Origin of the sequence: Rhizobium sp. PP-CC-3G-465, from assembly GCF_004343445.1 — a bacterium.
Lineage (GTDB): Bacteria > Pseudomonadota > Alphaproteobacteria > Rhizobiales > Rhizobiaceae > Ferranicluibacter > Ferranicluibacter rubi.
Genome location: NZ_SLYH01000006.1, coordinates 1 through 22,841 on the forward strand (window position 1 = coordinate 1; position 22,841 = coordinate 22,841).

The 22,841-nt window shown below is 59.7% G+C and carries 21 protein-coding genes and 1 pseudogene; 11 read left to right on the forward strand and 11 right to left on the reverse strand.

Annotation, left to right across the window (positions count from 1 at the left end):
* The 6 genes from C8J33_RS19225 to C8J33_RS19250 all read left to right on the forward strand — a co-directional run.
* On the forward strand, positions 1-819 hold an 819-nt coding region (locus tag C8J33_RS19225; RefSeq protein ID WP_422038654.1), incomplete at its 5' end, for a DUF6504 family protein.
* A 10-nt stretch (positions 820-829) separates the two neighbouring features.
* The gene (locus C8J33_RS19230; RefSeq protein WP_132665041.1) at positions 830-4,093 is read left to right on the forward strand and encodes an error-prone DNA polymerase; all 3,264 of its coding nucleotides are present in this window, start codon (positions 830-832) and stop codon (positions 4,091-4,093) included.
* 659 nt (positions 4,094-4,752) lie between these two features.
* Positions 4,753-5,883, forward strand: a complete 1,131-nt coding sequence (locus tag C8J33_RS19235) for a hypothetical protein (protein ID WP_132713574.1) — start codon at positions 4,753-4,755, stop codon at positions 5,881-5,883.
* 5 nt (positions 5,884-5,888) lie between these two features.
* Complete coding sequence (locus C8J33_RS19240) at positions 5,889-7,856, forward strand: hypothetical protein (RefSeq protein ID WP_062595815.1); 1,968 nt, start codon at positions 5,889-5,891, stop codon at positions 7,854-7,856.
* Positions 7,828-10,032: a tyrosine-type recombinase/integrase gene (locus C8J33_RS19245; RefSeq protein ID WP_162242440.1), complete on the forward strand. Its 2,205-nt coding sequence runs from the start codon at positions 7,828-7,830 to the stop codon at positions 10,030-10,032. Before C8J33_RS19240 ends, C8J33_RS19245 begins: the two co-directional genes overlap by 29 nt.
* Positions 10,033-10,049: 17 nt before the next feature.
* On the forward strand, positions 10,050-10,547 hold the full coding sequence (locus C8J33_RS19250; protein ID WP_132665043.1) for a hypothetical protein: 498 nt from the start codon (positions 10,050-10,052) through the stop codon (positions 10,545-10,547).
* Between the two features lie 42 nt (positions 10,548-10,589).
* Here the strand turns inward: C8J33_RS19250 and C8J33_RS19255 are convergent, their stop codons facing one another.
* The 4 genes and pseudogenes from C8J33_RS19255 to C8J33_RS19270 all read right to left on the reverse strand — a co-directional run bounded on the left by C8J33_RS19255 (position 10,590) and on the right by C8J33_RS19270 (position 12,564).
* Positions 10,590-10,850 carry a DUF2312 domain-containing protein gene (locus tag C8J33_RS19255; protein WP_062595812.1) on the reverse strand — a complete coding sequence of 87 codons (261 nt, stop codon included), beginning with the start codon at positions 10,848-10,850 and terminating at the stop codon, positions 10,590-10,592.
* A 225-nt stretch (positions 10,851-11,075) separates the two neighbouring features.
* Positions 11,076-11,195: pseudogene (locus C8J33_RS19260) on the reverse strand (GapR family DNA-binding domain-containing protein); the annotation flags it as partial.
* A gap of 199 nt (positions 11,196-11,394) precedes the next feature.
* Positions 11,395-11,700: a DUF1244 domain-containing protein gene (locus C8J33_RS19265; RefSeq protein ID WP_132665150.1), complete on the reverse strand. Its 306-nt coding sequence runs from the start codon at positions 11,698-11,700 to the stop codon at positions 11,395-11,397.
* 69 nt (positions 11,701-11,769) lie between these two features.
* Positions 11,770-12,564 carry an N-formylglutamate amidohydrolase gene (locus C8J33_RS19270; protein ID WP_132665044.1) on the reverse strand — a complete coding sequence of 265 codons (795 nt, stop codon included), beginning with the start codon at positions 12,562-12,564 and terminating at the stop codon, positions 11,770-11,772.
* 225 nt (positions 12,565-12,789) lie between these two features.
* Between C8J33_RS19270 and C8J33_RS19275 the strand changes: the two genes are divergently transcribed.
* Together C8J33_RS19275 and pyk are read left to right on the forward strand one after the other, a co-directional pair.
* A complete protein-coding gene (locus C8J33_RS19275) occupies positions 12,790-13,233 on the forward strand; it encodes a DUF1036 domain-containing protein (RefSeq protein ID WP_165929846.1) in 444 nt (147 codons plus the stop codon).
* Entirely contained in the window at positions 13,233-14,672 is a 1,440-nt protein-coding gene (gene pyk / locus C8J33_RS19280; RefSeq protein WP_110729975.1) for a pyruvate kinase, read from the forward strand. Before C8J33_RS19275 ends, pyk begins: the two co-directional genes overlap by 1 nt.
* Positions 14,673-14,733: 61 nt before the next feature.
* On the opposite strand, the gene C8J33_RS19285 is transcribed toward pyk, so the two are convergent.
* The 6 genes from C8J33_RS19285 to C8J33_RS19310 all read right to left on the reverse strand — a co-directional run bounded on the left by C8J33_RS19285 (position 14,734) and on the right by C8J33_RS19310 (position 18,900).
* A complete protein-coding gene (locus tag C8J33_RS19285; protein ID WP_245507215.1) occupies positions 14,734-15,768 on the reverse strand; it encodes an alpha/beta hydrolase in 1,035 nt (344 codons plus the stop codon).
* A gap of 166 nt (positions 15,769-15,934) precedes the next feature.
* The gene (locus tag C8J33_RS19290; RefSeq protein WP_422038659.1) at positions 15,935-16,579 is read right to left on the reverse strand and encodes a hypothetical protein; all 645 of its coding nucleotides are present in this window, start codon (positions 16,577-16,579) and stop codon (positions 15,935-15,937) included.
* A gap of 120 nt (positions 16,580-16,699) precedes the next feature.
* Entirely contained in the window at positions 16,700-16,825 is a 126-nt protein-coding gene (gene ykgO / locus C8J33_RS19295) for a type B 50S ribosomal protein L36 (RefSeq protein WP_034855034.1), read from the reverse strand.
* A gap of 173 nt (positions 16,826-16,998) precedes the next feature.
* Positions 16,999-18,078 carry a 5-(carboxyamino)imidazole ribonucleotide synthase gene (locus C8J33_RS19300; protein ID WP_132665045.1) on the reverse strand — a complete coding sequence of 360 codons (1,080 nt, stop codon included), beginning with the start codon at positions 18,076-18,078 and terminating at the stop codon, positions 16,999-17,001.
* Positions 18,075-18,575, reverse strand: coding sequence for a 5-(carboxyamino)imidazole ribonucleotide mutase (purE, locus tag C8J33_RS19305; RefSeq protein ID WP_132665046.1), 501 nt, complete (start codon positions 18,573-18,575; stop codon positions 18,075-18,077). The genes C8J33_RS19300 and purE overlap by 4 nt, the downstream gene beginning before the upstream one ends.
* 121 nt (positions 18,576-18,696) lie before the next feature.
* Positions 18,697-18,900 carry a YdcH family protein gene (locus tag C8J33_RS19310; RefSeq protein ID WP_092930336.1) on the reverse strand — a complete coding sequence of 68 codons (204 nt, stop codon included), beginning with the start codon at positions 18,898-18,900 and terminating at the stop codon, positions 18,697-18,699.
* Between the two features lie 298 nt (positions 18,901-19,198).
* Between C8J33_RS19310 and C8J33_RS19315 the strand changes: the two genes are divergently transcribed.
* Positions 19,199-19,372: a YdcH family protein gene (locus C8J33_RS19315; protein ID WP_110800788.1), complete on the forward strand. Its 174-nt coding sequence runs from the start codon at positions 19,199-19,201 to the stop codon at positions 19,370-19,372.
* A 1,001-nt stretch (positions 19,373-20,373) separates the two neighbouring features.
* Here the strand turns inward: C8J33_RS19315 and C8J33_RS19320 are convergent.
* On the reverse strand, positions 20,374-20,634 hold the full coding sequence (locus C8J33_RS19320; RefSeq protein ID WP_092989283.1) for an ArsR/SmtB family transcription factor: 261 nt from the start codon (positions 20,632-20,634) through the stop codon (positions 20,374-20,376).
* Positions 20,635-20,879: 245 nt separating this feature from the next.
* Between C8J33_RS19320 and C8J33_RS19325 the strand changes: the two genes are divergently transcribed.
* Complete coding sequence (locus tag C8J33_RS19325) at positions 20,880-21,533, forward strand: thiamine phosphate synthase (RefSeq protein WP_132448514.1); 654 nt, start codon at positions 20,880-20,882, stop codon at positions 21,531-21,533.
* A gap of 65 nt (positions 21,534-21,598) precedes the next feature.
* The gene (locus C8J33_RS19330) at positions 21,599-22,774 is read left to right on the forward strand and encodes a tetratricopeptide repeat protein (RefSeq protein ID WP_132665047.1); all 1,176 of its coding nucleotides are present in this window, start codon (positions 21,599-21,601) and stop codon (positions 22,772-22,774) included.
* The last annotated feature ends 67 nt before the right edge of the window (positions 22,775-22,841 follow it).

The window sequence follows — 22,841 nt, forward strand, 5'->3', positions numbered from 1 at the left end:
CCGATCGATCCGGTCCGTGACCCCGACCTCATCGTCGTCTCGCGCTCCTTTGCCGAGCCCATCGGAGCCGCCGAGACCATCGACAAATATGTCGGCCGTCTGGTGGTGGCGCTCGTGGGAAAGCTGCAGGAGAAGGGTCTTGGCATCCGGCGCGCCGATCTCCTTGTCGAGAAGGTCGACGGCACGCGTCAGGCGATCCGTGCCGGCACGGCAAAACCTGCGCGCGACATCGCCTGGCTGACAAAGCTCTTCCGCGACCGCACTGAGAAGATCGAGCCGGGTTTTGGGATCGAGAAGCTGTCGCTGGCCGCCGTCATGGCGGAGCCGCTGGAGGAGACACAGAGCGCGTCGAGCCTTGTGGATGATTGTGATCGCGACATCACGCCGCTGATCGACATCTTCGGCAATCGCGGTCACAGGGTCTACCGCTATGCGGCGGTTGCCAGCGACGTGCCGGAACGTAGCGTGCGCCGGATTGCTGCGGCGGCCGCCGATGTGCTGGAGACATGGACCTTGCACTGGCCGCGCCCGACGCGTCTTCTGGCCCACCCCGACCCGATCGACGTCATCGCGCTCCTGCCCGACCAGCCGCCTGTGTCCTTTACCTGGCGGGGCAAGCGGAGACGCGTCAAGCGGGCGGACGGGCCGGAGCGTGTCTTTGGCGAATGGTGGAAGCGCGACAGCGAGAGTGCGGCGGTGCGCGACTACTTCACGCTGGAGGACGAGGCCGGCGAACGCTTCTGGGTGTTCCGCAGCGGCGACGGCGAGAACCTTGAGACCGGCTCGCACCGCTGGTTCCTGCACGGGATCTTCGCGTGAGGTGGGCGCTATGAGATATGCCGAGCTCCAGGTCACCACCCACTTCTCGTTCCTGCGCGGCGCGTCCTCCCCAGAAGAGTTGTTTGCGACCGCCCATGCGCTTGGCATCGAGGCGCTCGGCATCGTTGATCGCAATTCGCTTGCCGGCATCGTGCGGGCGCTCGAGGCCTCGCGCACGACCGGCATTCGTCTGGTGGTCGGCTGTCGCCTTGATCTGGCCGACGGCATGTCCGTGCTAGTCTATCCGACCGACCGCGCCGCCTATTCCCGGCTGACCCGTCTTTTGACGCTCGGCAAGGGGCGTGGCGGCAAGGGCAACTGCATTCTATCGTTCGAGGATCTCGAACTCTATGCCGAGGGCCTCATTGCCGTGCTCGTGCCCGATCTGCCCGACGAGACCTGCGCGGTGCAGCTCCGCAAGCTGGCCGGTGCCTTCGGGGATCGTGCCTATCTCGCGCTGTCGCTGCGCCGCCGACCAAACGACCAGATGCGGCTGCATGAGCTGGAGATCCTTGGAAACCGCTACCATGTGCGCACCGTCGTCACCAACAACGTGCTTTTCCACGAGCCGGGCCGTCGGCAGCTCCAGGACATCGTCACCTGCATCCGCAACAACACCACCATCGACGAGGTCGGCTTCGAACGCGAGCGCCATGCCGACCGCTACCTAAAGCCGCCTGAGGAGATGGAGCGTCTGTTTCAGCGCCACCGCGAGGCGCTCGCCCGCACGATGAAGATCGTGTCCCGCTGCACGTTCTCGCTTGAAGAACTAACCTACCAGTATCCGGAAGAGGCGATCATTCCCGGCATGACACCGCAGGCTTCGCTCGAGCATTATGTCTGGGACTGCATCCCCAACCGTTATCCCGAAGGTCTGCCCCCGAGCGTGCTCAAGACCGTGCGCCACGAGCTCGAACTCATCCGCACCATGCGCTATGCGCCCTACTTCCTCACCGTATTCTCGATCGTTCGCTTTGCCCGCTCGCAGGGCATCCTCTGCCAGGGGCGGGGGTCGGCCGCTAACTCCGCCGTCTGCTACATCCTTGGCATCACCTCGATCGATCCCGAGACCAACGATCTCCTGTTCGAGCGGTTCGTCAGCCAGGAGCGGGACGAGCCGCCGGATATCGATGTCGACTTCGAACATGAGCGGCGCGAAGAGGTCATCCAGTGGATCTACAGGACCTATACGCATCAGAAGGCAGCGCTCTGTTCTACCGTCACGCGATATAGGGCGAAGGGCGCGATCCGAGACGTCGGCAAGGCGCTGGGCCTGCCGGAAGATCTGATCAAGGCGCTGTCGTCAGGCATGTGGTCATGGTCTGAAGCCGTCAGCGAGAGGAACGTCAAGGAGCTGAACCTCAACCCGGATGACCGACGACTGGTGTTGACGCTGTCGCTCGCCCAACAGCTCATGGGCGCGCCGCGCCACTTGGGCCAGCATCCGGGTGGCTTCGTGCTGACGCATGATCGCCTGGATGATCTCGTGCCCATTGAGCCGGCGAGCATGGCCGACCGGCAGATCATCGAGTGGGACAAGGACGATGTGGAAGCGCTCAAGATGATGAAGGTCGACGTGCTCGCGCTCGGCATGCTCACATGCATGTCCAAGGCCTTCGACCTCATCCGCGAGCACAAGCACGAAGATCTCGATCTCGGCAGTATACGCCAGGAGGATGCCGCGACCTATGCGATGATCCGCAAGGCCGATACGCTCGGCACCTTCCAGATCGAAAGCCGGGCGCAAATGGCCATGCTGCCCCGGCTCAAGCCCCGGACCTTCTATGATCTCGTGGTGCAGGTAGCGATCGTGCGGCCCGGCCCCATCCAGGGCGACATGGTGCATCCGTATCTCCGGCGCCGGGAAGGCAAGGAGAAGGTGGAATATCCGACCCCTGAACTCGAGTCCGTGCTCGGCAAGACGCTCGGCGTGCCGCTCTTCCAGGAAAGCGCCATGCGGGTGGCAATGGTCTGCGCGGGCTTTTCCGGCGGCGAGGCGGATCAGCTCCGCAAGAGCATGGCGACCTTCAAGTTCACCGGCGGAGTGAGCCGGTTTAAGGACAAGCTGGTCTCCGGCATGGTGAAGAACGGCTACTCGCCAGAGTTTGCCGAGAAGACCTTCAGCCAGCTCGAAGGATTTGGCTCCTATGGCTTTCCCGAAAGCCATGCCGCGTCCTTCGCGCTGATCGCCTACGCCTCCAACTTCGTGAAGTGCCATCATCCCGATGCCTTCTGCGCAGCGCTCCTCAACTCCCAGCCGATGGGCTTCTATGCGCCGGCGCAGATCGTCGGGGACGCGCGCGCCCATGGGGTCGAAATCCGCCCGGTCTGCGTCAACCGCTCCCGCTGGGACTGCACGCTGGAGAAGATATCCGGCACCAAGATGCGGGCCGTGCGTCTCGGCATGCGGATGGTGCGGGGACTGGCTGCTGCCGATGCCGCCCGGATCGTCGCCGCCCGGATGGACGATCCCTTCGAAAGCGTCGACGACATGTGGCGGCGCTGCGGCGTGCCGGCGGCATCTCTCGTGGAATTGGCGGAGGCCGATGCCTTCCTGCCAAGCCTGAAGCTCGAGCGGCGGGACGCGCTCTGGGCGATCAAGGCGCTGCGCGACGAGCCCCTGCCGCTCTTTGCTGCCGCGGCCGAGCGCGAGATGCGGGCGATCGCCGAACAGCAGGAGCCTCATGTGGCGCTACGCCAGATGACCGAGGGGCATAATGTCGTCGAGGACTATGGCCATGTCGGGCTGACGCTGCGCGAGCATCCGGTCGCGTTTCTGCGGAAAGAACTCACAAAGCGCAGCATGGTCACCTGCGAGGAAGCGATGACGGGCCGCGACGGTCGTTGGGTCTACACCGCCGGTCTTGTGCTGGTGCGCCAGAAGCCGGGATCAGCCAAGGGCGTGATGTTCATCACGATCGAGGACGAGACGGGGGCGGCCAACATCGTGGTCTGGCCGAGCCTGTTTGAGAAACGCCGGCGCGTGGTGCTGGGGTCGTCCATGATGGCGATCAACGGGCGCATCCAGCGGGAAGGGGAGGTCGTTCACCTCGTGGCGCAGCAGCTCTTCGATCTCTCGGGCGACCTCTCCGCTCTGGCCGACATGGATGCGGCGTTCAAGGTCACGTCAGGGCGTGGCGACGAGTTCGCGCACGGCTCCGTGGGCGGGGGCGATGCGCGGGACCGGCCGAAGAAAGCGCCGCAGCCGCGGGACATCTTCGTACCCGATCTGCATATCGATACGCTGAAGGTGAAGGCGCGGAACTTCCATTAGCAGGAGACTAACCGAATCCTTGAGGGAACGAAGCAACATCCCGGCAGGACACGGCCGCAATCCTTGAAGCACTATGGCCGAGTGCGCATCTCTCACAGATTTGCAAAACACTGCCACGCGATTCCTGAACTCAAAGCTTTTTTTGAATCCTGTAAAGATTAACCGATTTATATAAAATTGAGATTTTTGTTTAAAAAGAAAAGGATTGGCCGGGTTATCCGAAAATAGTGTAAATTGTCAACAATTATGGTTTTTCCATACTGCAATTTCCCTTGTATGTCAAGTATAAATTCAATTATATCCTCATATAAATAATGATTATCGACGTTTACATCATAAGTTATTATCTACATGTTCCATTCGTCACCGATTCGTGGAGGGGAAATGATTAGGGGTTGCAACTTGGAAGCCTCGCTATCGAGTAGTCCGCTGGCAACAGCTGAACAGTGGAGCGTCCACTTCCTGGCTGGGTTTCGAAGTTGCCGTGTCTTGGGTTTGGAGGCCTCTGATGACTACTCGGGTTCCCAGCGACTCTCAGATACCGATCAAGACGATATTGGTGGCGCATGAGAATGCGGCCGGCCACGATAGTTTTCCCTCGTACTAAGCTGGTCCGCCGTGGAGAGCGGCTCATCGTTTATGACAGGCAGGGAAGGATCGTGCTGGCAGCCACAATGTTCCTCTTGCACCTTCTTACATACGGAAGGTCTCCGAAGACGGTGCTTCAATACGGAGGCCAGATTGTGTCTGTGCTCAGAGTTCTTGAAGTTTCGTCCATTGCTTTGTTTGAGGTCAGCGAAGATACCCTGCTGTTGCTTCAAGCTCATGCGCTCACTGTAAGAGGAGCAAAGGTTCGCAGTTGGAAGAATGTACTTTCGGTCTTTCTAAGGATGCTCGTTTTCGCGGAATCGCAAGGGTTATGTCACGGAATGATCGGGACTAACCGCGAAGGATCCAGAGATTTTCGTATTTCCCTGATGTCCGGAGAAGGCGTTAAACACGAACTGCTCAAGCAGCGCGGCGAAAAGAAAGACGTCCCGGATCTTCCGGCGGATGGCGAATTTGCGCTTGTCGAAGCGGAGATGACCTCTGCCAAGTCTTGGGTACTCCGGAAACAGCGACACGCGATGATAGCGCTCTTACATGGAGGACCGCTTCGCAGATCGGAGCTCACGACCTTTGGAAAAGCCGACATACCCTCTGCTGCGGAATTTAGGTGCCTCTTGGAAAAGCTTCAGAAGGAAGGCAAGCCGCCTGTGATGGAGATCACATTCTGGCGCGCTAAAAAGCAACGAGATCGGCGAAGGCGCGCCTATATGTCTGTAAGCCTTGTCCGGCAATTGATAGAGTTTCGTGATGAAATCCGTCCACGGCTGCTTAAGGAAGGCTTGGACCCGCCCGAGCTCTTCGTCTCTTCCAAAAGCGGCGTGGGTTACCTCCCGCAGTCGATCACCAATTTGGTGAAGGCCGCCGCGAAGGTTGCGGCTCTTAAAAATGGAGAGCATTTAAAGAAGATCCGACCTCATTTCTACAGACACAGGTCTGCCACGACGAAAATCAAAGAATACCTGGCTGCAGGCATGGATGTTGTCAAAGCTTGTCTGTTAGTTCAGGCCGAAATGGACGTGACCTTTGATGTTATGTGTCATTATCTGCACATCGCACAGGAGGAAATGAACGTGGAGAGCCCAGAGTTCATGAAGGCATCGACTGCCTTTGACAATCTCGCGAAGCTTCGATGGAGCCTATCTGACGTCTTAGGAGGCGACTTTCGCCAGCGAAGGAGGTAGGTGTCTTGGCAACGCAGTATGTCGACCTTAACAAGCTCAAATTTGTGGCCGGGAAAATCAACCCAACGAGTTACGGCGAGTTGTTCGTCTACTCTTCAGCTCACAGTTCAGAACGAACTCGGGTCTACTTCAACTTTAGAACGTGCTCTGGTCTGGGACCCCTGGCGGCGAAGCTGGCGGCAGAGTTCACAATCTGGACGGCACCAAAAGAGAAGGGCTCTGCTTTAGCCGCTTTGGTCCCCATCCGGGGATGGATGAGATATCTTTCCGACTTAGCCAGGGTTGACGGATCAAATACTACCGATTGGACGGCCCAAAAGTGGGGTTTGCAAACCGGTGAGTGGTTGCTTTCTATCCTGTCAGATCCTGACCTCAGAGATAGAACCAAGAACCAGTACCGTTCGAATGTGCATGCCTTTGTTGCTCGGATGCAGACAGCAGGCGTGCTTCCTGCCTTCAGAATCTTAAACGGCATCAAAAAACCGGAGGGGGGGAAGAAGCTGTCTATCGCACTCGTTAAAAAGGCGCTTCGAGACGGCGAAGACATTCATATCATCGACGTTGCCACTCGCGAAGCCCTTTCGGAACTGGATAACTTAAACGATCTGACCGACTCCGCGCAGGTTCTGCGGCGGATAGACCTTCTTCTAGGTGCGACGAGGAAGGCGATCGAAAACCGAATCCGACATTTCTGGTACGATTGGCAGGAAGCTCGTCAAATCGTTTCAAGCGGTATCTTCGACCCCATCGGCTTCCTTGAGAGACATTGTGTTTCCCGCGAGCCGTTGAAATTGCGACGAGGTTGGAAGTATGAGCTGACGGACGACACGGACATGATCGCCCTCTTACAGCATCTTTACGACGGTATCATTCCAATCGATGAGCCTGGCAACCCGTTAGTTCGTTGGATCTATAATCAATACTCGGTTCGTCACATCCGGAATCTGCTTCACTCAACTCCAGACAACGTGATCCCCTTTCTTGTCACCATGCTCATCGATCGTCCGATCGAAGTGTCGTACGCGGCTGGATTTGCGGTCGATGCGATGAGGAGTACGGCTAATCCCAACAATATGAAGATTACTTACGTCAAGAAGCGAGCAGGACACCGGATGATCACAACAATCTGGGCGTCTGGAGACGATCGTTCCCTAGCTTCAAGTAGCCGACGATCCATCGATCCGGCAACCGCTTTCCGCTGCGTGCAGAGCATGCGAGAGCCTTTGATCAAATTCGCCGAGGCCCAGGATGCGGATAAGCTTTTCCTGGTTCTCGGGAACGGTGGGACGCGCAAAACTGTAAAAGCTGTTTCTCCCAGGGCTTGGCTCGATGCCTGGGACCGGTTCAGGGCTGGTGATCCGATACTTACCCGCTATCGTTTCACATTAGATAAGATCAGACCTACCTTAATCCTGCGAGCGTATATCGTTTCCGGGGGAGACATCTTCGAAGCGTACAGAGTGGCGCAGCACAAGCTGCTAGGCACGACGCAGCGATATCTCAATGAGCAGGTGAGCGAGCAGCTCAGTGCCGAAGATGCGCGGAACGTACAGGGCGCGATAAGTTTAAAGATATTGGAGAAGCGCCCCGAACTAAGGGGCGACCTGCGGATCAACGAGCAGAGCGCCAAGCGGGTTCTGCGTCAAGCCGCGAATCTCGGGTTTCTGGAACATAACAAAGAAGCTGAAAATGTTCGCGAGGAGGTTCAGTCGGAACTCGTGCGGTTCTTTCTTACCGGTGAAATCATCGTGCTCGAGGATCCGGAAGTGGCTGCAGAACTTATTGTATTCAAGGAACATCTCGTGACCGAGCTACCGACCTTGAAGGGACATCCAGACTATGAGACCAGTTGGCTTCCTCTTCTTGTATTCCTGAATGCCGCTATCGAAGCCATGCTTCCACACGTGCGCCAACGTGGCCGGAAAGTGGCTGCGGAAATGGGAATTGAATATCTGGAGCCGCCAATTGTCTGAAAGGCTTTCCGCTCCGCGCACCGTTATCGGCAGCATCGAGGGCGACCCTAATGCAAGGCTGCTGGTGCCTATGGAGCGACCCGCAGGTCTCTTGGGGGGATGGGATGATATCGAGTGGAAATACAGCTTGTTGAGATCTGGGCGGCCGATGATCTTTCGCTGGCGTCGTGTGATGGCGAACGGCAAGTCGATTCGTCACAACGACAACCGGAAATATTGGGAGCTCGCCCGGAGATATCAAACAGTACTTAGGAACGAGCTGCACCCGAACGGCAGAAAGATTGCCCTCTCGACTGTTTTTCAAAAAACATACACCGTACTGGCTATATGCGATTACGCTATAAGGTTGGGACTTTCATCCTTAGAAGAATTTAACAGCCGGCACTACGAAGGCCTTTTGGCCGAGTTCAACGAAGGTAGGACAGGTTTTACTCAAAACACCGTAACGCGGGGACGGCTACAGACTACCTTCAACGTTCTCGATGATCTTCATACGCTTTTCGCTCGCCCCCTCGAAGATGGGCGCTTCTTGTTGAACGACGGCTTCAGGTTTGCTTGCCTTCTTTCTGCAGACGACCGGAGAGCTATGGCACGAAAAGGGAAAGACACTGGTCAGACAGACGATGTCCCAGAGGAGGTCGTCTTCGCGCATGTAGCTGCGGCAGTGGAGTACGTTCAGCTCTATTCGGAAGACATAATGCAGTTGAAGAGGCGAGGGCTGGAGGCACAGCAAAAAGTGCCGGACAGCAAGCGAGCGCGTCCAGGTGAGATAATTGCATATGTTGCTCGAACACTGCTGGATGCTTTACTCAGATCGGATCGAAGAAGAATATTTTCTGGAAATACCGTAAACAAAAGGAAGCTTGGGTCCATTTGCGGCATCGAAGTTCAAACGCTCTATAAAGAGAGGTATTCAGGCATGATATCCTCAGTAGAACGTTGGCTAAATGTTCCAAGTGCCGCAGCATTCTCCTCAGCCCAAGCTTATCTTGTTGCTGAGATCGACAAATTTAACAAGCTCGACGCGCGTACCCCGAAACAGCGGAACACCGCTGCGTGCGTCGGCCTACCGTTCTCTGGAGAAGATGGAGAGTTTGCACCGTGGCCACTAACGGCGCTTGGGTCGAGTGGCGTTTCTGGCAGTAGCGTTGAGGAGGCAGTGACCGACCTTTGGACGTCCTGCTACCTCCTCATCCTTGCATATATAGCAGTTCGGCTAGAAGAAGGCTTGACGATCAAGGTCGACTGCATTGTCGAGCGTATCGACGGCCCTTACATTAGGTATCGCACCTCCAAGGCTGCCAATACGGAAGGGGGCTCACTCGTCGAGCGGCCATGTCCTGACATTGTCGTACGCGCAGTGCAAGTGCTGACGGAGCTAAGTGCTGAGGCTCGAAAGAAGCATAATACCAAAGACCTTTTCTTCGTGGAACACAGGCACGGCGCGTCGAATCTCGAAGACAGTACCGTTCGACAGCGACTTAAATTGTTCGGCAGGCGCACAGGGGCAAGTTCCATAGAAGGTGAAGGGCATCGAGCCGTGGTGCCCAACGAGATGCGAAGATTCTTCGCCACGATGTGGGTTAATTACTACGAATATGCTGGTAAGTACGAGTCGTTGCGCCGGTTCCTGAACCATGCATGGATTACGACCACTGTCCGTTATGGCCTCCGAAGAGACGATGTGCCGCGACTGTCGCAAGCTCAGGCAAAACTGTCGGCAAAGGTTCTGTACCGTAAACTACTGGACGGAGCGGGCGAGCTTTCTAATCTGCCTGGAAGCATCCTTCCTTTTCTCGACAAGCTTCGGGTGCGCGCGCTACCGTTGGAGGAGATGTCAAGGGAGCTGGCAGACTTTGTGGAGGACCAAGGAGTGGAATTGTTTCCAATGGCTTGGGGCTACTGCGCGTGGCATCACTCTGCCGCCTTATATGCAAAATGCTTAGAATTCGAGTTGCGCAAAGCTGGCACAGATAGAATTGATGCGGAGAGATCCTGCATCAACTGCGATGGATGCCAAAATCTCTTACGGGATCACGTTTTTGATCCCTTCTACGAAGCCGGTGCAGAGCGCCACGCACGCATCGCCGCAAACCCTCGCGCATCTCGCGCTCTGCGCGCTGTGGCAAACCGTTTCGTTGAAATGGCCGGCCGTGCTTTGAGTAAGGTATTTTAGGTATGCAGAAATTTAGGTTGAAGCGTAAGGTTGAGGGACACGGCTCTAGCGACAACGAAAACCTAGCGGCGTTCGAAGATATCGATGATCCTCGGCGCCGTATCCAACTCGCACTGGATGAACTTTACCAGCTAAATACGAAAGCCGAGATTGATGCGGCGCTCACTCGCGGTTTGCAGTTTTCACACGAAGGCTTCGCCAAGCGTATCCGCGTTGGTACCGGGACGTTTCGAGTAACGAATAGCGATCTTTTCGAGAAGGTCCGAGACAGGCTGTTGGTCCTTGAGCGGGTGGCTGGACAACGGCTTAGAGGGCAGGCAGCGAAAGGCAAAAGTAGACCTCAAGAATCTAGGACTAAGAGTATTCGTAAGGTCCAGGTCTCTTCGGAGGGAGCCGAACTGCAAAGGTTGAGAGAGGAAAATAGGATCCAAAAGCAGCTACTGATAAATGCACAAGAGGAAATTCTCGACCTAGTCCTCAAGTTAAGCATGGCATTAAAGCTTCCAAATATTTAAAAAGGCCCCATTTGGGGCCTCTGCTGTTCATAAACGGCGATATTACTCCATTCCAAGGGCAGCCATGTAGGTTTGTAGGATGGTCTCTTCTTCAATGCGCTCATTCGCATCTTTTTTCCTAAGCCGGATGATCGTCTTAATAGCCTTCACATCGTAGCCGCGGCCCTTTGATTCTCCAAAAACGTCTTTTATGTCATCCTGTATTGCCTGTTTCTCTTCCTCTAGGCGCTCGATGCGCTCTATGAACTGGCGAAGCTCTGCTGCCGCGACGTTAGTGGAATCTGTTTGAATTTCGTCTGTCATTCATTCGGCCTTTCATTCTTGGGTCAGCACGCAGCATAGGGTGGCATACTACGCGATGTTGAGGTTGATTGACTGCACAACAGCCAGAGCCACGCCGTGTCTTATTGATTGTTATCTAAAATAAGCGCAGCTCATTTGCTATCGATAGGCTACCGCATCGTCAGATGGCGTTAAGCGATTAATTTCATGGCTAAATCAGTCGGGTAGGCAACGTCAGAATGTGTGCAAATCAGAGTTAATCGCAGCCTTTTCTTCTTCCAGGCGCTCGATACGCTCGATGAACTGGCGAAGCTCGGCAGCGGCGACGTTTTCCACGCCCGTTTCCGGGATTGTTCTCTCGTCCATTCCTGTTGTCCTTTTCGTTCAGGCTGTTTGATTGAGCATACGCCTCGCCGTCCGGCCGGGGAGGGCGAAGACGGGATGCGGGAATTTCGGAGGCTTTCGGGCCTCATGCCCGGCTGGGCCGTCACCTGCCGTGAAGCAGCGTCGAGGTCAAGTCACTTTGCGCAAAGATTGCCGCGCACTGCCTCCGCCTGCACCGTGCTCACGCCTTCGGGCGGTTGATCTCGAAGGCCGCCTGCTTTTCGGTGCTGGCTTCGCGCTGGTGCTTCTCGCGCCATTCGTCATAGGGCATGCCGTAGACGATCTCGCGGGATTGCTCCTTGCTCAACGGCTGTCCACTCGCCTCCGCCGCATCGCGATACCAGTTGGAAAGGCAGTTCCGGCAGAAGCCGGCAAGGTTCATGAGGTCGATGTTCTGCACGTCGCTGCGCTCGCCGAGGTGCGCCAGCAGGCGGCGGAAGGCGGCCGCCTCGAATTCGGTTCGCTGTTCCGGTGAGAGCTCGGGCATCGGGCTTGTGTCGGGCATAGGCATATCCTTTCGGTCGGCGGAGCGGGCAGGGGCTCCCAATGCAAAGTGTTACGCGGCGTAAGGTCCCGTGCGGGATGGGTGTCGCTCCGTGCGGTGCAGGTCGGCACGGGCGTTCAGCCGCTCGAAGATCGGCGCCAGACGGTCGATCCAGGTGGCGACGCCTTCGGGGGTGCCGATCTCGTCCTGGCGCACCTCGATCAGCGCATGCGGCATGCCGGTTTCCATGCAGTGCCGGTAGAGCGTGTCGCCGCGCAGGGCGCCGTCATAGGGCTCGTTGTCGCCGACCACGACGTCGCCGGGTTCACGCAGCGCTGCCAGAAGCGGCAGCACGGCGCGCGCGTCGGTGTCCCAGAGCACGGTGACATGCCAGGGGCGGGGTTCGCCCTTCCAGGCCGGGGTGAACGAGTGGAGCGACAGGATGAGCGGCGTGCTGCCGCTTGCCTGCGCAACCTCGGCGATGGTGTCGGCCACGGCCCGGTGATAGGGGCGATGGTAGCCCTCCAGGCGCGCCTCTGCTTCTTCAGGCGATAAAGGATGATTGCCGGAGATGATCGCGCCGTCGGAAATCTTCATGATCAAGGTCGGATCGTCCTCGCCGCGGTTCGGGTCGATCAGCAGGCGGGAATAGCGGCTCATCACGGCGGGCACGTTGAGACGCTTGGCCAATCCTCGGATCAGCGGCTCTACGCCGATGTCGTAGGCGATGTGCCGGGAAAAGGCGCTTTCGGCCAAGCCGAGGGTGCCGTAGCGGGGTGGCAGCCGGTTGGTCGCGTGGTCGCCAAGCAGCACGAGCCCGCGGCCCATATCGCCTCTGATGATCTCGAACGGCGCCTCGTCGGCCATGGGGTTCAACCTCTTTGCATGCCTTTACAATTTTGATGACATGTCGAAAAGGCGATCGCAAGGCAGGCGCTTTAGGACTATGCCGTGCCTGCCCGGAAAAAGCCGGAAATGAGGCCTTACACCTCCGTTGACTTTCGCCCCGCACCGTCGCAAGAAAGTGCCTCGACAAAATGCAATGGAGCACCATTGGAAACCGTGTCTCGACATCTTCTCTCCCCGTCGAACATGCGTCGCTTGTCTCTCGGTGGATTGACTGTCTTCGCGCTCGCGCTCGCCTCCCCCCTTGTGGCAACGGAGGCGCTCGCCGAATTTCGCGTCTGCAACGGTACGCAGAACCTCGTCGGGGTGGCCATCGGCTACCGCGCCAAGGAAGGCTGGATCACCGAGGGTTGGTGGCAGGTACCTGCCACCACCTGCGCGACGCTGATCGAGGGCGAACTGCAATCCCGCTACTATTATCTCTACGCCGAGGATGCGGCGCGTGGTGGCCGGTGGACAGGCAACGTCAACATGTGCGCCGCTGAAAACGAGTTCAAGATCGTCGGCGTGCAGGACTGTTTTGCGCGCGGTTTCCAGCGCATGGGCTTCAAGGAATACGACACGGGACGCCAAGGCAGCTGGATGGTTCAGCTTTCCGATACGCCCGGGACTCAAGAAGGCCAGAATTGATGAGACGGAATAGAAAAGCCAAAATCCTTGCGACGCTGGGACCGGCGTCGAACGAAGAGGCGATGATCCAGAAGCTGCACGAGGCCGGTGCGGATCTCTTCCGCATCAATATGAGCCATGCCAGCCACGACATGATGCGCACGCTCATCGAGCGCATCCGCTCCGTCGAGGCCCGTTGCGGCCGCCCCATCGGCATTCTCGCCGACCTTCAGGGCCCGAAGCTTCGCGTCGGCAAGTTCGTCGATAGCAAGGTCGACCTCGTTCCCGGCCAGACCTTCACGCTCGACGACAACGAGGCGCTTGGCGACAAGACCCGCGTCTTCCTGCCGCATCCCGAAATTCTCGAAGCGGTCAAGGCCGGCGACCGGTTGCTGATCGATGACGGCAAGCTGCATCTGCGCGCCGAAAGCGCCGACGGCAAGAGCATCGTCTGTACCGTCGTGTCCGGCACCAAGATCTCCGACCGCAAGGGCGTGAGCCTGCCCGATACGCTGCTCGGCGTCGGCGTCCTCACCGACAAGGACCGCGCCGACCTCGATGCCGTGCTTGCCACGAATGAAGTCGACTGGGTGGCGCTCTCCTTCGTCCAGCGTCCCGAAGACCTGATCGAAGTTCGCAAGATCTCCGGTGGTCGCGTTGGCCTGATGTCGAAGATCGAGAAGCCGCAGGCGATCGAGCGGATCGACGAAATCATCGAGCTTTCGGATGCGCTGATGGTTGCCCGTGGCGACCTTGGTGTCGAGATGCCGCTTGAGGCCGTGCCCGGCCTGCAGAAGCAGCTCATCCGCGCCTGCCGCCGCGCCGGCAAGCCGGTCGTCGTCGCCACGCAGATGCTGGAATCGATGATCTCGGCACCGGTCCCGACCCGCGCCGAAGTCTCCGACGTCGCCACCGCCGTGTTCGAAGGTGCCGATGCCGTCATGCTGTCGGCCGAGTCCGCCTCCGGCGATTACCCGGTCGAGGCCGTCGCGACCATGTCGTCGATCGCCAGCAAGGTCGAAACCGACCCGCATTATTCCGGCATCATCTACGCCCAGCGCACGCCGCCGGAAGCGACGGGTGCGGATGCCATCTCGCTTGCCGCGCACCAGATCGCCGAAACGCTGAAGCTGTCGGCCATCGTCTGCTACACATCTTCGGGCAATACCGGTCTGCGCACGGCGCGCGAGCGTCCGCAGGTGCCGATCCTTGCTCTCTCGCCCGTCATCCAGACGGCGCGCCGGCTCTCGGTCGTCTGGGGCATGCATTGCGTCGTTACCAGCGATGCGACCGACCTTGACGATATGGTCAACCGCGCCTGCCGCATCGTCGCCTCGGAAGGCCTTGCCAATCCGGGCGACCGCATCATCATCTCAGCCGGTGTTCCGCTCGGCACGCCCGGCGCCACCAACATGCTGCGCATCGCCTATATCAGCGAAGACGGCGCCGGCGGCGTCTAAGCGTTAGACTATCCAGTAGCAAAACGCCGCGTTCCCTCTTGGGGACGCGGCGTTTTCGCGTTCAGTCCTCGTTGTCGCCGGCGATGCGTTTTTCCGCTGCGCGGGCGATTCCCTCAAGATCGGGCGTCTCACCGGCAACGGTCTCGATGGCGGCGATGGCGACGTCGGTGACGGTATAGTCGGGCTTGTGGCCGAGATTATGGATGGTGACCAGCCGTGAGCCGGCGATCGCCTCGTGCAGCTGGCGGGAGTGGATGTCCGGCAGGACGACCTTGTCCTGGTCTCCGGTGATGATGACCGTGGGCGCCGTGATCTCGACATAGCGTGGCGCGACCTTCGTGACATAGGCGAGCAGGTTGGCGATATCGACGGCATTGTTACGGAAGGTCGCCGGGCGGAGCGCCAGATAGGTCTTGCTCTCGGCGATATAATCGTCCGGCCGGTGGTTGGGCGCAAAGACGCTGCGGGTGGCCTTGTCCACCAGCAGGCGGCCGACGGTGGGTGCGACGAGGGTCGCGAAGAGATCGCCGAGCAGGGGCGTCTTGGCGACATTATAGTACCATTCGACGCCGCCCGGCCAGGGATGGGTGGCGGGGGAGAGGAAGACGAGGCCGGCCACCATGTCCTTGTGGTTCAGGGCAAAGGTCGCGGCAATCGCGCCGCCGAAGGAATGGGATACGATGATCGCCTTGCGGATTCCGCGCTTCTTCATGAGGGTGGCCACCGCCTCCGCCTGTCCATCCGGATAGGCGTTGCGCGGCCCGCCGCGCTCCGAATAGCCGAAGCCGGGGCGATCGAGGAACAGCATCTCGGCCCGGCCTTCCAGCTTCGCACGAAAGGCTGCCATCGGGTCGTTGAGATTGGCGCTGGCGCCGTGGATGAAGACGATGGGCGGCAGGTCTGCGCTGGGCGGGCGGGGCACGTGAACGCTGTTCATAAGGGTGCCGCCGACATCTGTGAGGTCGCCCTCATGGCCGCTGGTCCGCTCGAAGGCGGATGCCTGATAGGTTCCGGCGCCGACACCTACGGCCATGAGGATGAGGAAGGCGGCGAGCGTCGAAAGCATGATGATCCTGCGGGTCGGGAAGATAGGCATGGTCCGTCGTCGTCACACCGTTAGCGATCCCGGCGCCGATGGGCCACACCGAGGATAGGGCTTGCGGTCTGGAATCGGATTTTCGATGTCATACGGAGCGCTGCGGGAAACGGTTCACCCGCGTGCAGAGCGGCCGATTTCCGGAAGGTAGAGTGAACGGACCCTCTCAGGTCCGGTTGCCCGCCAGCTTCTCTTCCAACTCGCCCACCTGCTCCTGCGCCTTGCGCTCGGCTGGGTAGACGGCGAGGAACTGTTCCCAGGCCCGCAGGGCCAGTTCGTCCTTGCCGGAGGCGGTGAGGATTGCCGCCATTCCCGCGAGCGCACCGAAGTGCCGCGGCTCAAGCGCCAGCACGCGGTTGATGTCGGACATGGATTTCCGGTAGTTGCTCATCTGGTAGTGCAGCGTCGCCCGCTGGTTCCAGCCTTCGACATAGTCGGGCGCCAGCGCGATGACCTGATCGTAGAGGTCAAGGGCGCTCGGCTGTTTGCTGTCGGCCACGGCCTTTGCCGCCCACTGCATGAGCAGGTTCACGGTCGCACTTCCCGAATCCTGCCATTCCAGACGGATCTGCTCGGCAATGCCGCGCGCCTTCTCGGCGTCCCGCTCGCGCTTCAGCGCGGCAAACAGGGTGTCGAGCTTCTCGGCCCGCGTCGGGAGCTTTTCCGGCTCGGCAGGCTTCGCCGTGGACATCTCTGCCGTTGGCACCTGCGCGGTATCTGCCGCCTGGACAGCGCCGAGGGACGACATGACGAGACATGCCGCAACCAGAGGGGCCAGGCGAGACGGTGCGGGAATCAGGGTACGGGACATGAAAAAGGCCATGGTGAGAAGGTATCCCGCCATGGCCTCAGATCAAATCAATTTTATGACATGCTTCTCGACCGAATGTCGAAACACATGTCACTTCAGTCCCGTTTCGGCAGATATGCCTCAGCCCTGACGGGCCTTGAAACGCGGGTTGAGCTTGTTGATGATATAGACGCGGCCCTTGCGGCGAACCAGACGGTTTTCGCGATGACGGGCCTTCAGCGACTTAAGCGAATTTTTGATCTTCATCTTTCTGATCCGCAGTTGCGGCGAATGCACATTCGCACAGGGTCTAAACAATCAAAAAGCGCGCCTGCGAGCCTGTCAGGGCTGAGCGCGCTCTTTACGGTGGCTGGCAAATACCCCGAGCCCGGGCTGCTGTCAACCATAACGGCCGGGATTTCGGACGCGAAGCCCGGTTTTTAGCAGGTTTGCGACATCCGGCGCAAAGCCTGCCCAAGCACCGTCACATGGCCCATCTTCCGGCCCGGACGGGCATCCTCCTTGCCATAGAGATGAACGAGCGTACGGGGCTCCTGCAGCCAGCGCGGCAGATCGTGGATGTCGTCGCCGATGAGATTCTGCATCACCGCATCCGAATGGCGGGCGGTATCCCCAAGCGGCAGGCCGCAGACGGCGCGGATATGCTGCTCGAACTGCGAGACAACGCAGGCCGCCTCCGTCCAGTGGCCGGAATTGTGGACGCGGGGCGCGATCTCGTTGACGACAAGCCCGCCATCCGGCCGCACGAAAAACTCGACGCCGATGACGCCGACGTAATCCAGTGTTTCGAGAATCGCTTTTGCCGCAGCGGTCGCAGCCTGCGTGGCTGCCTCGTCGATCGTCGCCGGTACGGTGGAGGTGTGGAGAATGCCGTTGCGGTGAACGTTCTCCGCCGGGTCGAAGGCGGCGAATGCTCCGTCGGTGCCGCGCGCGGCGATGATGGAGATCTCACGGTCGAACGTGACGAAGCTTTCCAGAATCAGCGGCACGGCGCCCAGGCGCTCGTAGACGTCTGCTGCATTCTCGCTGCCATCGCGGAAGACATGTTGGCCCTTGCCGTCATAGCCGAGACGGCGGGTCTTGAGCACGCCCTTTCCGCCGAAATCGGCAAGGGCTGCCGTCAGCTCCGCGGCGCTGTCGATCGTGTGGAAACGTGCCGTCTCCAGGCCGCAGGCATTGAGGAAGCGCTTCTCGGTCACCCGGTCCTGCGCCACCTCCAGCGCCTTCGGCGGCGGGTAGACCGGCCGGCTGCGGGCAAGGCGCGCGGCGGCGGCCACGGGCACGTTCTCGAATTCGTAGGTGACGATATCGCAGGCCTTAGCCAGTGCGTCGAGCGCGGCTTCATCGTCGTAAGCGGCGACGATCTGCCGGTTGGCGGCCTGCGCTGCCGGACAATCCGCCTGCGGCTCGAGGATGACGGTGCGCACGTTCAGACGCGCGGCGGCCATGGCGAGCATGCGGCCGAGCTGGCCGCCACCGATGATGCCGAGCGTGATCATGCCGGGTCGACCGGATATTCGGCGACGGCGGCGCTCTGCTCTGTGCGCCAGATATCCAGCCTGTCGGCAAGATCCGGATCGGACAGGGCGAGCACGGCGGCCGCCAGCAGTGCGGCATTGATGGCGCCGGCGCGGCCGATGGCGAGCGTGCCGACCGGAATGCCGGCGGGCATCTGAACGATGGAGAGCAGGCTGTCCTGGCCCGACATGGTCTTCGACTGTACCGGTACGCCGAAGACGGGCAGGGCGGTCATGGCGGCGGTCATGCCGGGAAGGTGGGCGGCGCCGCCGGCCCCGGCGATGATCACCTTGAAGCCTTCCTCGCGGGCGGAGGTGGCGAAAGTTACCAGCCGGTCGGGCGTGCGGTGGGCCGAAATGATGCGCGCTTCATAGGGGATGTCGAGCGCATCGAGCATATCGGCGGCATTCTTCATGGTTTCCCAGTCGGACTGGCTTCCCATGATGATGGCGACGGGCGGCGGACCGGGGGTCGTCATGTCTCGCACTCCTTGAAGAGAGGTTCGCGGGATAGAGGTTGGCGCCGGCCTTCATGCAAGCCCGCGCTGGTCGATAAAGGGTTCACTCTCGGTCGTGTCTCACATCCGCATCAGGCCCATTTCAGGCGATGATGTCGGGAATGATCACATCCTCGATCTTGGTGATCCTGTCCTTGATGACCAGCTTTTTTTTCTTCATCCGCTGAATTCGCAGCGCATCGCAGCCGGTCTGGATCATTGCATTGATGGCGACATCGTAATCCTCGTGCTCCTGCCGCAGACGCGCAACGCTCAGTCTGAGTTCGGCCTGGTCCTGATCGGGCATGCGGATTTCCCTGTCGGCATCCGGCGGCAGAACTGTCGTCGGGTAAGAAAGTTGGTGCGTGGCCGCACGGTCTCAAGCGGCCTGTTCGGATCATTACGGCGCGGCGGGAACCTTCCGGCCCCGTGCGCGATTCATCCAAGGCGCGATCCTCTAGCATAGAACGATCGTTCACGGGAAGTTATCCGTTTCTGCGATTTCGCCTTCGACAAATCGGCAAACGCATGGCACACTTCCCCAGTTAGAACCTGAACATCCGGCGCCTGGCGACCGGATGCAAGCAAAAGGAAGGGACTGCCACATGAACATTGAGGCTCATCTTGCAACGCTTGAGAAAAAACACGGTGCTCTCGAAGAAGAACTGCATTCGGCTCTGACGAGACCGTCTGTGGAAGACGAGTATATTGCCACGATCAAGCGTCGGAAGCTGCGTTTGAAGGACGAAATCTCGAAGATCCGTTCGACGACTCATTGATTACGTAAAGCATTCTCTCCAGGGAAATTCACGTGACAGCCGGACCCAGCCAATCATGATGGCACGAGATCCGCGCTTTTGAAGCAAGACGCCTCGCAGACCGGCTTACCCCGTCTGCGAGGCGTCGGCTTTTTGGGCCGCCAGAATTGGTGCGCGCTGTGAAGGAGTGCCGATGTCTACGACCTGCTGCCGGGTCGTCAATGCTGGTACTCCGCCGGACCGTCGTCCACGCGGCCTCTCCGTCTGCCATTCTCTCCAAATCTCAGAGCCTGCACGCTGATTCTGCCCGCTTGCCCGACGGCGAGGATGACTGGGGGTTGGCAAGGCGTGCGGACTCCTTATGCGGGCGGGTCGGGCCGCACCCTCTTTATCCGCCGATCTACGGCTGGCGCTGTTGGCATCAGGCAGTGGGTCTGAAGTGCGTCGTTGCGGGAAGGCTGGTCTTCGGGACGCATGGCGTCACGCCGAAGAGTGCATGGTAAGTGAACGAATACAAAAATGGTGGGACAACACCGGATGTCGTGCATCTAGTGGAATTACAGTCTCGGCGCACCACGAACGAACATTCTGTGCGGCCTGCCGCAGAGCCTGCGGAATGTGAAGCAAACACCATGTTCGCAAAGGGATACGAGAACGAGCCAACACAGAATGGCGCATCCCGCGAACAGTTCGATGAAGCAACCAAAAACGTCGCGAATATGCGACTTCGACGTGAACACGTTATAGAGCGTGCGTCAGACGTACCGCACGCAGGTACGGTGCAACGCTCAATGCCTGCTGCACAATCAATCCCGATTCAGGGACTTACGCAGCATACCCTTGAATCGGACACCACGTACCGATTCTTCCACGGCTGAAACACGCATGCCTTTACCGAAAACGCCCCGAAGCCGCGTTCCGGTCACGGACAGAAGCCTTGTCCTCGCTCTGGCAGCTATCTTCAAGCGGTAGCCAACTCTCGGCGGTTGGCTTACCGCTGATAACCGTATGCACAGCGGCGACTAGGCCCAGAACTGATCCAACCAGAGATTGACGGCGTCGAATCCCGGCTTGTTGATCTGGTAGATGCGTTTCGTCCCGTTGGGCGAGACCGAAACGAGGTTGGAATCGAGCAGAGCCTTGAGGTGCTGCGAAACGGCCGGACGACTGATTGGTAAGCCTTCGGCAAGCTCATTGACGGTCTTCGGCGCGCGCCGAAGCTCCTCGAGCAGGTAGCGGCGGTTCGGGTCTGCGATGGCATTGAAGGGTGATAGATTTGACATATTAGAACGTTATTAGAAATGCACATTATCATCAAGTAAATTGTGCGTTGCCACAACCTATTTTTCGCAACCTTCTAATACTCGCCATTTGCGAGTATGATTTTTGGTGAATTTCTCTTGTAAGTAGAGATGCGCGCTCGGGCGGCGTGCCCTGGCATGGTTGATCCCCGACGCGCGAGCGGCTATCGCTGAGCACACAGACAACACGCAGATGCACGCCCCCTGTGGCCTGCTGGAGCACCTTCATGAGCCTGACCGACAATCGCTGCCGCCTCGTCCTCATCGTTCCCGATATCGCGGATGCCGCGGAGCGCGCCCGCATCGTCGGCGACGCGTTGAAAGGGGGCGACGTTGCCTCCGTCATCGTGCCGCAATACGGGCTTGATGACCAGGCCTTCCAGAAACATGCGGAAGCGCTTGTTCCGCTCATCCAGGAGGCCGGCGCCGCGGCGCTCGTCGCGGGCGATACCCGCGTCGCCGGACGGGCCCGCGCCGATGGCTTGCATGTCGAGGGCAATCACGAGGCCATGACCGAGGCGATGGAGAAATTCTCGCCGAAGCTCATCGTTGGCGGCGGCAATGCGGCCGACCGGCATCATGCGCTGGAGATCGGCGAGGCAAAGCCCGACTATATCTTCTTTGGCAAGCTGAACGGCGACATCAAGCCGGAGGCGCATGGGAAGAACGTGGCGCTCGGCGAATGGTGGTCCTCGATGATCGAGATCCCCTGCATCGTCATGGGCGGTGCCGACCCTGCCTCCGCCCTCGTTGTCGCGGAAAGCGGCGCGGAGTTCGTGGCGCTGCATCGGGCTGTTTTCGAGGTGCCGGAGCGGGCTGCTGCCGTGATTGCGGAGGTCAATGCACTGCTTGACGAAAAAGCGCCACGGTTTGGCGCTTAAGACCGGGAATGCTGGATCGTTCGCCCCGTCTCTGCCTTTTTTCCGCTGCCCTGTTCTCTGTGAGTATGGCAGGCCTGCCTGCGAGCGCGCAGGATGCGCTTCCGGGCGTCGAGCCCGATACAGCCATTATCGCTCCGGCCGACACGCAAGCGCCGCCTGATACGGAAGCCGGGACCGAGCCGGAGGACGATGCGACGAGCGAGACCGGCGTGACGGCCAAGCGCGGCCGCATCACCCCGTTCAATGGCGCAGCCCTTCCGGAAAACGAAATTCCGGCGCTGCGGCGGCCGGGCGGCGAAGGAAAGCCTGCCGACGGCAAGATCGCGCCGTCCGGCGGCGTCAACGTGCTGGAGCGAATGGGCGTCGCCCTTCCGGCGCTTCCGGCGGAAAAGCCCTTCGAGGGCAAGGCCGACGATGCCTATGGCGCGTTCCAGCGCGGCTATTACCTCACGGCCATGGAACTCGCTCTGCCGCGTGCGCAGCTGGGCGATGCCTCGGCGCAGACGCTGGTCGCGGAAATTTTCGCCCAAGGGCTCGGCGTGCCGCGCAAACCGAAGGATGCCGCCTTCTGGTACGGGCAGGCCGCAGCCTCCGGCGATCCCTCCGCCATGTTCAAATATGCGATCCTCCTGATGGAGGGCCGGGACGTGCCGCGCGACAAGGCCCGCTCCGAGGAACTGATGAAGAAGGCGGCCGATCGCGGCAATGCCTCCGCCCAGTTCAACTATGCCCAGCTGCTCGTGGCCGACCAGCCGGGACAGGCCGGGCTGAAGGCAGCGATGCCCTATTACGAAAAATCTGCCGTACAGGGTATTGCGGATGCGCAATATGCGCTGTCGCAGATCTACCTGAATGTCGACGGCATTCCCGACGACAAGCGGGCGCGGGCGCGGGAATGGTTGTTGCGGGCGGCGGCGGCCGGGGTCGATACGGCCCAGCTCGATGCCGGCATCTGGCTCGTGGACGGGGTCGGCGGCAGCCGCAACCTCGAACAGGGTTTCGGCTGGATGCTGCGTGCGGCGAATTCCGGCAATGTCGTCGCGCAGAACAAGCTCTCGCACCTTTATATCAATGCCATCGGCACGCGGCCCAATCCGGTGGAGGCGGCCAAATGGTACGTGCTTTCGCGCCGTGCGGGCCTGAAGGACGACGATCTCGAGGACTTCTACCTTGGCATCGGCGAAGCCCAGCAGAAGGCGGCCCGCGAGGCCGCGAACCGTTTTCGCGCGGTGCGCGGCTGAGCGCTTCCGGCAGCCGTGCTGTTCGGCAGGTTTGCAGGGACTTGAAATTGGCGGGGATCTGTGGTCT

Excerpts from the sequence above, each read along its gene's own strand:
- C8J33_RS19230 (WP_132665041.1), top strand. The coding sequence starts at position 830 with ATGAGATATGCCGAGCTCCAGGTCACCACCCACTTCTCGTTCCTGCGC.
- C8J33_RS19255 (WP_062595812.1), bottom strand. The coding sequence starts at position 10,850 with ATGACAGACGAAATTCAAACAGATTCCACTAACGTCGCGGCAGCAGAG.
- C8J33_RS19265 (WP_132665150.1), bottom strand. The coding sequence starts at position 11,700 with ATGCCCGAGCTCTCACCGGAACAGCGAACCGAATTCGAGGCGGCCGCC.
- C8J33_RS19270 (WP_132665044.1), bottom strand. The coding sequence starts at position 12,564 with ATGGCCGACGAGGCGCCGTTCGAGATCATCAGAGGCGATATGGGCCGC.
- C8J33_RS19275 (WP_165929846.1), top strand. The coding sequence starts at position 12,790 with ATGCGTCGCTTGTCTCTCGGTGGATTGACTGTCTTCGCGCTCGCGCTC.
- pyk (WP_110729975.1), top strand. The coding sequence starts at position 13,233 with ATGAGACGGAATAGAAAAGCCAAAATCCTTGCGACGCTGGGACCGGCG.
- C8J33_RS19285 (WP_245507215.1), bottom strand. The coding sequence starts at position 15,768 with ATGCCTATCTTCCCGACCCGCAGGATCATCATGCTTTCGACGCTCGCC.
- C8J33_RS19290 (WP_422038659.1), bottom strand. The coding sequence starts at position 16,579 with ATGTCCCGTACCCTGATTCCCGCACCGTCTCGCCTGGCCCCTCTGGTT.
- ykgO (WP_034855034.1), bottom strand. The coding sequence starts at position 16,825 with ATGAAGATCAAAAATTCGCTTAAGTCGCTGAAGGCCCGTCATCGCGAA.
- C8J33_RS19300 (WP_132665045.1), bottom strand. The coding sequence starts at position 18,078 with ATGATCACGCTCGGCATCATCGGTGGCGGCCAGCTCGGCCGCATGCTC.
- purE (WP_132665046.1), bottom strand. The coding sequence starts at position 18,575 with ATGACGACCCCCGGTCCGCCGCCCGTCGCCATCATCATGGGAAGCCAG.
- C8J33_RS19310 (WP_092930336.1), bottom strand. The coding sequence starts at position 18,900 with ATGCCCGATCAGGACCAGGCCGAACTCAGACTGAGCGTTGCGCGTCTG.
- C8J33_RS19315 (WP_110800788.1), top strand. The coding sequence starts at position 19,199 with ATGAACATTGAGGCTCATCTTGCAACGCTTGAGAAAAAACACGGTGCT.
- C8J33_RS19320 (WP_092989283.1), bottom strand. The coding sequence starts at position 20,634 with ATGTCAAATCTATCACCCTTCAATGCCATCGCAGACCCGAACCGCCGC.
- C8J33_RS19325 (WP_132448514.1), top strand. The coding sequence starts at position 20,880 with ATGAGCCTGACCGACAATCGCTGCCGCCTCGTCCTCATCGTTCCCGAT.
- C8J33_RS19330 (WP_132665047.1), top strand. The coding sequence starts at position 21,599 with ATGGCAGGCCTGCCTGCGAGCGCGCAGGATGCGCTTCCGGGCGTCGAG.